This is a genomic window from Fructilactobacillus sanfranciscensis DSM 20451 (assembly GCF_001436035.1).
GTDB lineage: Bacteria > Bacillota > Bacilli > Lactobacillales > Lactobacillaceae > Fructilactobacillus > Fructilactobacillus sanfranciscensis.
Window position 1 is genome coordinate 1 of the sequence record NZ_AYYM01000032.1, and the last position, 7,357, is coordinate 7,357.

The 7,357-nt window shown below is 38.0% G+C and carries 7 protein-coding genes and 1 tRNA gene; 6 read left to right on the forward strand and 2 right to left on the reverse strand.

Annotated elements, in window-relative coordinates:
* A partial coding sequence (locus FD36_RS05870; RefSeq protein WP_156402039.1) for an HAD-IA family hydrolase occupies positions 1-308 on the forward strand: 308 nt, incomplete at its 5' end.
* A gap of 142 nt (positions 309-450) precedes the next feature.
* On the opposite strand, the gene guaA is transcribed toward FD36_RS05870, so the two are convergent.
* Together guaA and guaB are read right to left on the reverse strand one after the other, a co-directional pair.
* Positions 451-2,004 carry a glutamine-hydrolyzing GMP synthase gene (gene guaA, locus FD36_RS05875; protein ID WP_041817528.1) on the reverse strand — a complete coding sequence of 518 codons (1,554 nt, stop codon included), beginning with the start codon at positions 2,002-2,004 and terminating at the stop codon, positions 451-453.
* A gap of 10 nt (positions 2,005-2,014) precedes the next feature.
* Positions 2,015-3,151: an IMP dehydrogenase gene (guaB, locus tag FD36_RS05880; protein WP_056958738.1), complete on the reverse strand. Its 1,137-nt coding sequence runs from the start codon at positions 3,149-3,151 to the stop codon at positions 2,015-2,017.
* Positions 3,152-3,380: 229 nt separating this feature from the next.
* Between guaB and hisS the strand changes: the two genes are divergently transcribed.
* The 5 genes from hisS to FD36_RS05905 all read left to right on the forward strand — a co-directional run bounded on the left by hisS (position 3,381) and on the right by FD36_RS05905 (position 7,314).
* Positions 3,381-4,568, forward strand: a complete 1,188-nt coding sequence (hisS, locus tag FD36_RS05885) for a histidine--tRNA ligase (RefSeq protein ID WP_041817531.1) — start codon at positions 3,381-3,383, stop codon at positions 4,566-4,568.
* A gap of 99 nt (positions 4,569-4,667) precedes the next feature.
* A tRNA-Lys gene (locus tag FD36_RS05890) sits at positions 4,668-4,740 on the forward strand.
* Positions 4,741-5,188: 448 nt separating this feature from the next.
* Entirely contained in the window at positions 5,189-5,833 is a 645-nt protein-coding gene (locus tag FD36_RS05895; RefSeq protein ID WP_056958740.1) for an amino acid ABC transporter permease, read from the forward strand.
* A 12-nt stretch (positions 5,834-5,845) separates the two neighbouring features.
* Positions 5,846-6,484, forward strand: coding sequence for an amino acid ABC transporter ATP-binding protein (locus tag FD36_RS05900; protein ID WP_056958743.1), 639 nt, complete (start codon positions 5,846-5,848; stop codon positions 6,482-6,484).
* Complete coding sequence (locus FD36_RS05905) at positions 6,481-7,314, forward strand: amino acid ABC transporter substrate-binding protein (protein WP_056958745.1); 834 nt, start codon at positions 6,481-6,483, stop codon at positions 7,312-7,314. The genes FD36_RS05900 and FD36_RS05905 overlap by 4 nt, the downstream gene beginning before the upstream one ends.
* Positions 7,315-7,357 lie beyond the last annotated feature (43 nt).

Below are 7,357 nucleotides of genomic sequence, written 5' to 3' on the forward strand. Positions count from 1 at the left end.
CTTTAATTGAAGTATTAAAGAGATTAAAATTAACACGGTTTTTTCCGAAAATTGTAGACCCATCTACTTTAAAGCATGGAAAACCAAGTCCAGATATATATTTAGAAGCAGCAAAATTATTAAAATTAAATCCTGAACAGTGTGCTGGAATTGAAGATGCGAAGGCTGGAGTTGATGCCATTAATGCTGCAAATGAAATATCTATTGGGATAGGAAATAAAGATATTCTAAAACAAGCAGATATTGTATTTTCTAATACTGAAAAATTAACTTTAGATAATATAAAAAAATTTACAACAATAATATAATTAAATATTATTGGAATACAAAAAGAGAGTATCACATTAATTTTAATGTGATACTCTCTTTTTGTTATTCTGGAGAACACTCCACTTTAATTGTATTAATAACCATTAAAAATGGTTATAAAACACTTTAGTATTGATGGTTTTATTCGTATTCAATTGTTGCAGGTGGCTTACCCGTAATGTCGTAAAGTACACGGTTAACTCCCGCTACTTCATCAACAATTCGTTTAGAAACCTTACCTAAAACTTCCCAAGGAACTTCCGCAAATTCAGCAGTCATTCCATCAACGGAGGTTACGGCACGAATGTTAACGGCTTCGTCATAAGTCCGTTCGTCACCCATAACTCCAACACTCTTAATTCCAGGAAGGGCAGTGAAGTATTGCCAAACAGTCTTGTTCAAACCAGCTTTAGCAAATTCATCACGTAAGATGGCATCAGAATCACGTACCATGCGTAAACGTTCTGGAGTAACTTCACCAATGATTCGGATTGCTAAACCAGGACCTGGGAAAGGTTGACGCCAAACTAATGCTTTAGGCATCCCTAGTTTTTCACCAAGTTCCCGAACTTCATCTTTGAACAATTTGTTCAAAGGTTCGATTAACTTGAATTTCAAGTCATCAGGAAGACCACCAACGTTATGGTGAGACTTGATAGTTTGAGCTGTATCAGTCCCAGATTCAATGACATCAGTATAAAGAGTTCCTTGAGCTAAGAAATCAACATCGTCAAATTTACGAGCTTCGGTTGAGAAGGTATCGATAAATTCTTTTCCGATGATTTTTCGTTTGGTTTCGGGATCAGTTACACCCTTTAGTTTACCTAAGAAGAGTTCACTGGCATCAACGAAATCAATGTTTAAACCGAAATCGTCACCTAGAGCTTTAAGCACTTGTTGAGCTTCGTTTTTCCGTAATAAACCGTGGTCAACGAAAACTGAGATAAGTTGGTCACCAATGGCACGGTGTAAAAGCACCGCAACTACTGATGAGTCAACTCCACCAGAAAGACCGAGGAGTACTTTTTTATCACCAACGGTTTCTTTAATGTTGGCAATGGCATCTTCAATGAAGTCATCCATTGACCAGTTGGCTTCAGCACCAGCAATGTCAAAGACAAAGTGGTGTAACATTTCGCGTCCTTCTTCAGTTAAGTTAACTTCAGGATGGAATTGAACGGCGTAAAAGCCACGTTTTGGATCAGCCATGGCTGAGATAGGGCATGAGCCACTAGTTGCTGTTATCTCAAAACCATCGGGAACTTTGGTAACAAAGTCACCGTGACTCATTAGAACAGTTTGTTTGTCGTTCATGCCCTTGAAGAACTTAGAATCTTTGTCAGTTACTTCAATTTGAGCTTGGCCATATTCACTGTTATCGGCAGTAACAATTTCGCCACCTTTAAGGTCTTTGGCCATTAATTGCATTCCGTAACAAATTCCTAAGATAGGAAGACCAAGATTAAAGATTTCAGGATCAACGGCTAGAGCGCCGTCACCATTAACACTATTAGGACCACCAGAAAAGATGATGGCCTTTGGATTCATCGCTTTAATTTCTTTAGCGGTCATTGTGTGGGGTTTAAGTTCTGAATAAACTCCCATTTCACGAACACGACGAGTAATTAATTGGTTGTATTGACTACCAAAGTCAAGGACCATTACAGAGTCGTAATTACGTTCATTTTTTACCATAATTATTCTCCTATTTTTTGTAGTTAGGGGCATCCTTAGTAATGATAACATCATGTGGATGTGATTCACGTAAACCGGCACCAGTAATTCTGACAAATTGAGCTTTCTTCATGTCAGCAATGGTATGTGAGCCAGTGTATCCCATTGAAGCCCGAAGACCACCCATCATTTGGTAAATAATATCGCCAGCGTCACCTTTGTATTCAGTTTTACCTTCGATACCTTCAGGAACTAATTTCTTTTCAGCTTTAACTTTACCTTGGAAGTAACGATCAGAAGAACCATTTTCCATCGCTGGAATTGAACCCATTCCACGGTAAACTTTGTATTGGTGACCGCTCTTATCTGATAAAATTTTTCCAGGAGCTTCAGTAGTACCAGCAAGCATGCTACCAAGCATAACGGCATCACCACCAGCAACTAAGGCTTTAGCGATGTCACCAGAGTATTGCATTCCACCATCAACGATGATTTGCTTGCCATATTCTTTAGCAACTTGGGCACAATCATAAGCAGCTGTGATTTGGGGAACACCCACACCAGCTACAACTCGAGTAGTACAAATTGATCCAGGACCAATTCCAACTTTAACAACATCAGCACCAGCATCAAAAAGGGCTTTGGTAGCAGCAGCAGTCGCAATGTTACCAGCAATCAAAGTTTTGTCAGGAAATTGACTTCTGATTTCTTTGATTTTATCAAGAACTCCTTTTGAATGACCATGGGCAGTATCAAGGACAATGGCATCGGCGCCAGCATTGAATAATGCAGTGGCACGATCAAAAGTTTCACCATTGATTCCAACAGCAGCTGCAACAAGGTAACGACCTTGTTCGTCAACGGCAGCTTCATCACCTTCGACAGGTGTTGCTTTTACAGTAGCTACTTCAGCAGCTTGATCTTCTGGTGACATATTCTTATGAATTACACCTAGACCACCTTTTTTAGCCATCTCAATTGACATTGCCGTTTCAGTGACGGTATCCATAGCAGCACTAAGTACTGGAATGTTTAAGAGAAGATTATTGCCTAATTTTGTTTTTAAGCTGACTTGGTTAGGTAGCACGTCACTTGCTGCCGGAATCAATAACACATCATCATAAGTTAATGCTTGGTGTTTGCCAAACTTGTTTTCCCAATTATCCATGAAGAAAATCCTCCTGTTGTTAAGTTGTAGTAATTAATATAATAGATTAGCAGATATTTTGCGGAAAAGCAAAGTAAAATGCGAACAAAATTAAAATAAAAACTAAAAAATGTACGTAAGCGAATTATCAAATTATAAATTAAGGTAATTATCCGACATTTACCCCCAAAAAGAGCTAATTAATGGTAAAATTTAAGTAAATCGATTTAAACAAGAAAGCAGGATAATAATGGACGGAAAATTCAAACGAGTACGAGGAATGGAAGATATTCTTCCAAACGAAACTGCAGTTTGGCAACGAATTGAAGGAACTGCACGCGATGTCTTTTCAAGATATAACTATGCTGAAATGAGAACCCCGATGGTGGAAAAGACCGAAGTGTTTAGTCGCACTTCTGGTGACTCTTCTGACATTGTGACAAAACAAATGTACACTTTTGAAGATAAAGGTGGACGGAGCATTACTCTTCGGCCTGAAGGAACTGCTGGGGTGGTTCGTTCGTTTGTCGAAAACAAACTCTTCGGACCAGAACATCCCAAGCCAGTGAAACTTTACTACATGGGACCAATGTTCAGATATGAACGTCCAGGTGCCACACACAACCGAGAATTTCACCAAATTGGATGTGAAAGTATTGGTGCCGTTAGTCCCCAAATTGATGCCGAAGTAATTCGGTTAGCCATTGATATTTTTCAAGGGTTAGATATTCATGATTTACGCGTGGAATTGAATACCTTGGGTGATGATGAAAGTCGCAGTGTTTATCGCGATACGTTAGTTAAGTACTTTGAACAATTTAAAGATGAACTTAGTGAAGATTCTCAACGTCGTTTGGAACAAAATCCACTTCGTATTTTAGATAGTAAAGACCGAAATGATCAAAAGATTGTAGCCGGTGCTCCTAGACTAGAAGATAGTTTAAATGAACGGTCTAAGAACTATTTCAATGATTTGAAAAAAGCTTTGGATATCTTAAAAGTTGACTACACGGTGGATGACCGTTTAGTTCGTGGTTTAGATTACTACACGGATACTGTTTTTGAAATTCAAGCTAAAGCTCATGAATTTGGTGATGATTACACCACCATCTGTGCCGGTGGACGTTACAACAACATGGTGCAAGAATTTGGTGGCCCTGAAATGGGAGGTGTCGGCTTTGCCTTTGGTGAGGAACGACTTGCCACGGTTGTTAAATCTGATATAGCAGAGGATGCCATTGATTACTTCATCTGTACTGATACTAAGGGTAAAACGGATGTTGAAATTAATGCAATTTTTGATCAAGCTTTAGCAAAAGCGTTTGAGCTACGAAGTCAAGGTTATAATGTAGAAGCTAACTTCCAAGAACGTAGTATGAAGAGTCAAAAGAAAGAAGCGTTTAAGTTAAACGCCAAAAATACTTTAGTAATTGAATAATATAGTAGAAACAATCAAATTTTAAAATTTGATTGTTTTTTTATAAATAATCCTTGCGTAATTTCACTGAATTGTTACAATAGTATCTGTAAGTTAATTGAGCGGTTAGCTCAACTGTTAGAGCAACGGATTCTTTGTCCGTGAGATTGAGGTTCAAGTCCTTGACTGCTCATATTTAAAAAGAACGTTCATTGCGAACGTTCTTTTTTGTTAGATAAATAGTAAATCCAAATAATAATCAGTTAATCATTTGATTTTTTTCACAAAAAAACTTAACAAAATTAAAAATTTGTATTGCTTTTTCATTAAATACCATTTATAATTCATTTAAATATATGAACGAAAGAGTAACCTATTGGTTCTGACTGAGAGAGTCACGGTAGCTGAAAAGTGACCAGTAGCATAGGCGAACCACACTCGTGATCATTGATATAGCAAAACTATATCCGGCCGACGTCGTTAAATGTCGCACCTTACATTCTAGAACGTCAGGTGCCTGAGAGTTTAGCAGTAATGCTAGGCTGAACAGAGGTGGAATCACGAACGAATCGTCCTCAAGTTATCAATCGATAACTTGGGGACTTTTTTGTTTTGGTGATAAATTCAAGGAGGAATAAAAAATGCACTATATATTAGAAATATTACCCAGTTTATTAGATGGTTTAAAGCTAACGTTAGGGGTTTTCTTCCTAACATTGATTATTTCCTTACCGTTGGGTGTGATTGTTTCAATGGCTCAGCGTTCTCGTTTCTTTGCATTACGCTGGATTACTAACATTTACATTACGATTATGCGGGGAACGCCCTTATTGCTCCAAATTGTATTTGTTTATTACGGATTGAGTCTTGCTAACATTACAGTCTTACCACGGTTTGAAGCAGTGGTACTAACTTTTGTTTTAAACTATACTGCTTATTTTGCCGAAATTTTTCGAGGTGGTATTCAAGCCGTTCCTGCTGGTCAATATGCTGGAGCCAGAGTGTTGGGAATGAACAAGTTGCAAACGTTCCGTTACATTGCATTGCCCCAAGTGATTAAGACGGTGATGCCATCAGTCGGAAACGAAGTTATTAATTTAGTTAAGGATACTTCATTAGTTTATGTAATTGGACTAGGGGACTTGATGCGTGCTGGTACGATTGACGTGGCTCGTGACGTAACTTTGATTCCATATCTATTAGTAGGAGCTTTCTACCTTCTATTAACTATGATTTTCACAGTTATTATGCGCTACATTGAAAAACGCTTGAACTATTATCGTTAGGAGGGAAACACAATGTTATCAATTAAAAACTTAACTAAGTCTTATAATGGAAGAACAATTTTTAAAGATTTATCATTTACGGTTGCCCCAGGAGAAGTTTTAACGATTGTTGGACCTTCTGGAATTGGAAAAACAACTTTCTTAAATATTTTAGCAGGGTTGATTCCGGCCGATAGTGGTTCGATTGAATTAGATGGAAAAGAACTAACAATTGACGGAACTCGTCAAGGATCAGAAGTCGGCGTGATTTTCCAAGATTTTAATTTATTTCCCCAATATACAGTGACCGAAAACATTACCCTAGCACCACGGATTGTGGCCAAAGAAAAAAAGGCTACTTATACTAAAACTGCTGCAGAATTACTGGCTGATTTGGATTTGACCGAACACCAAAACAACTATCCTTTTGAACTTTCTGGTGGGCAAAAACAGAGGGTTGCAATTGCCAGGGCTTTAGCAATGAAACCTGGAGTTTTAGCTTATGATGAACCAACTTCTGGATTAGATGAAGCGTCTACTGAAAGAGTGACGTCGATTATTCAAAAATTGCAAAGTCGCAACGCTACCCAATTAGTCGTGACCCATGATTTACCATTTGCACAAAGTTTGAATGGTAAAGTATTGGACTTCTCAAAGGATGTAGAACGATGAAAACAAAAAAACAATTTCCTAAGTGGTTGGGGAACACACTAATTCTCATACTTTTAGTCTTAGTAGTCGCTGGAGCTTGGTATAAAGGAACTCACCGGACTGATACCTGGAACAAGGTTCACCAACAAAAAACAATTACCATTGGAATTGACGATACCTTTGTACCGATGGGATTCCGGGATAAAAAAGGTAAGTTAATTGGTTATGATGTGGAGATGGCCAAAGCTGCGTTTGAAAAGATGGGGTTAAAGCCTAAATTCCAAGTAATTGATTGGTCAATGAAGGAAACCGAGTTAAATACGGGACACATTGATGCCATTTGGAATGGGTATACGATGACGCCAGAACGAGCAAAACACGCGGCGTTTACAAAACCATATCACGAAGATAATCAAGTCTTGCTCACTAAAGCAAACTCTGGGATTAATACTCCGCAAGATATGCATGGAAAACAACTAGGAGTTCAATCAGGTTCAGTCGGTTTTGATGATTTTAACCAAAATCCAAAAGTTTTGAAGCAGTATTTAGGCACGAAACCTGTTCAATATGATACTTTTGATAAAGCAATTAACGATGTTAAGGTAGGCCGAATCAATGCAGTTTTAATTGATGGGGATTATGCTAAATATTACTTAGCACACAATCACTCAAACGAACCTATGAAACTAGTTAAGACAAACTTTCCGCCAGATTATGATGCAGTTGGGTTACGAAAACAAGATAAAACTTTACGTGAAAAGTTGAACAAAGCCATTGAAAATCTTCACCGTGATGGAACGGAAGCACGCTTATCGAAGAAATACTTTGGAGATCCGGATGCAGTTAAATAATTAAAGACCTAGAAACCTGTAATTGATATGAACCCCATAAGTT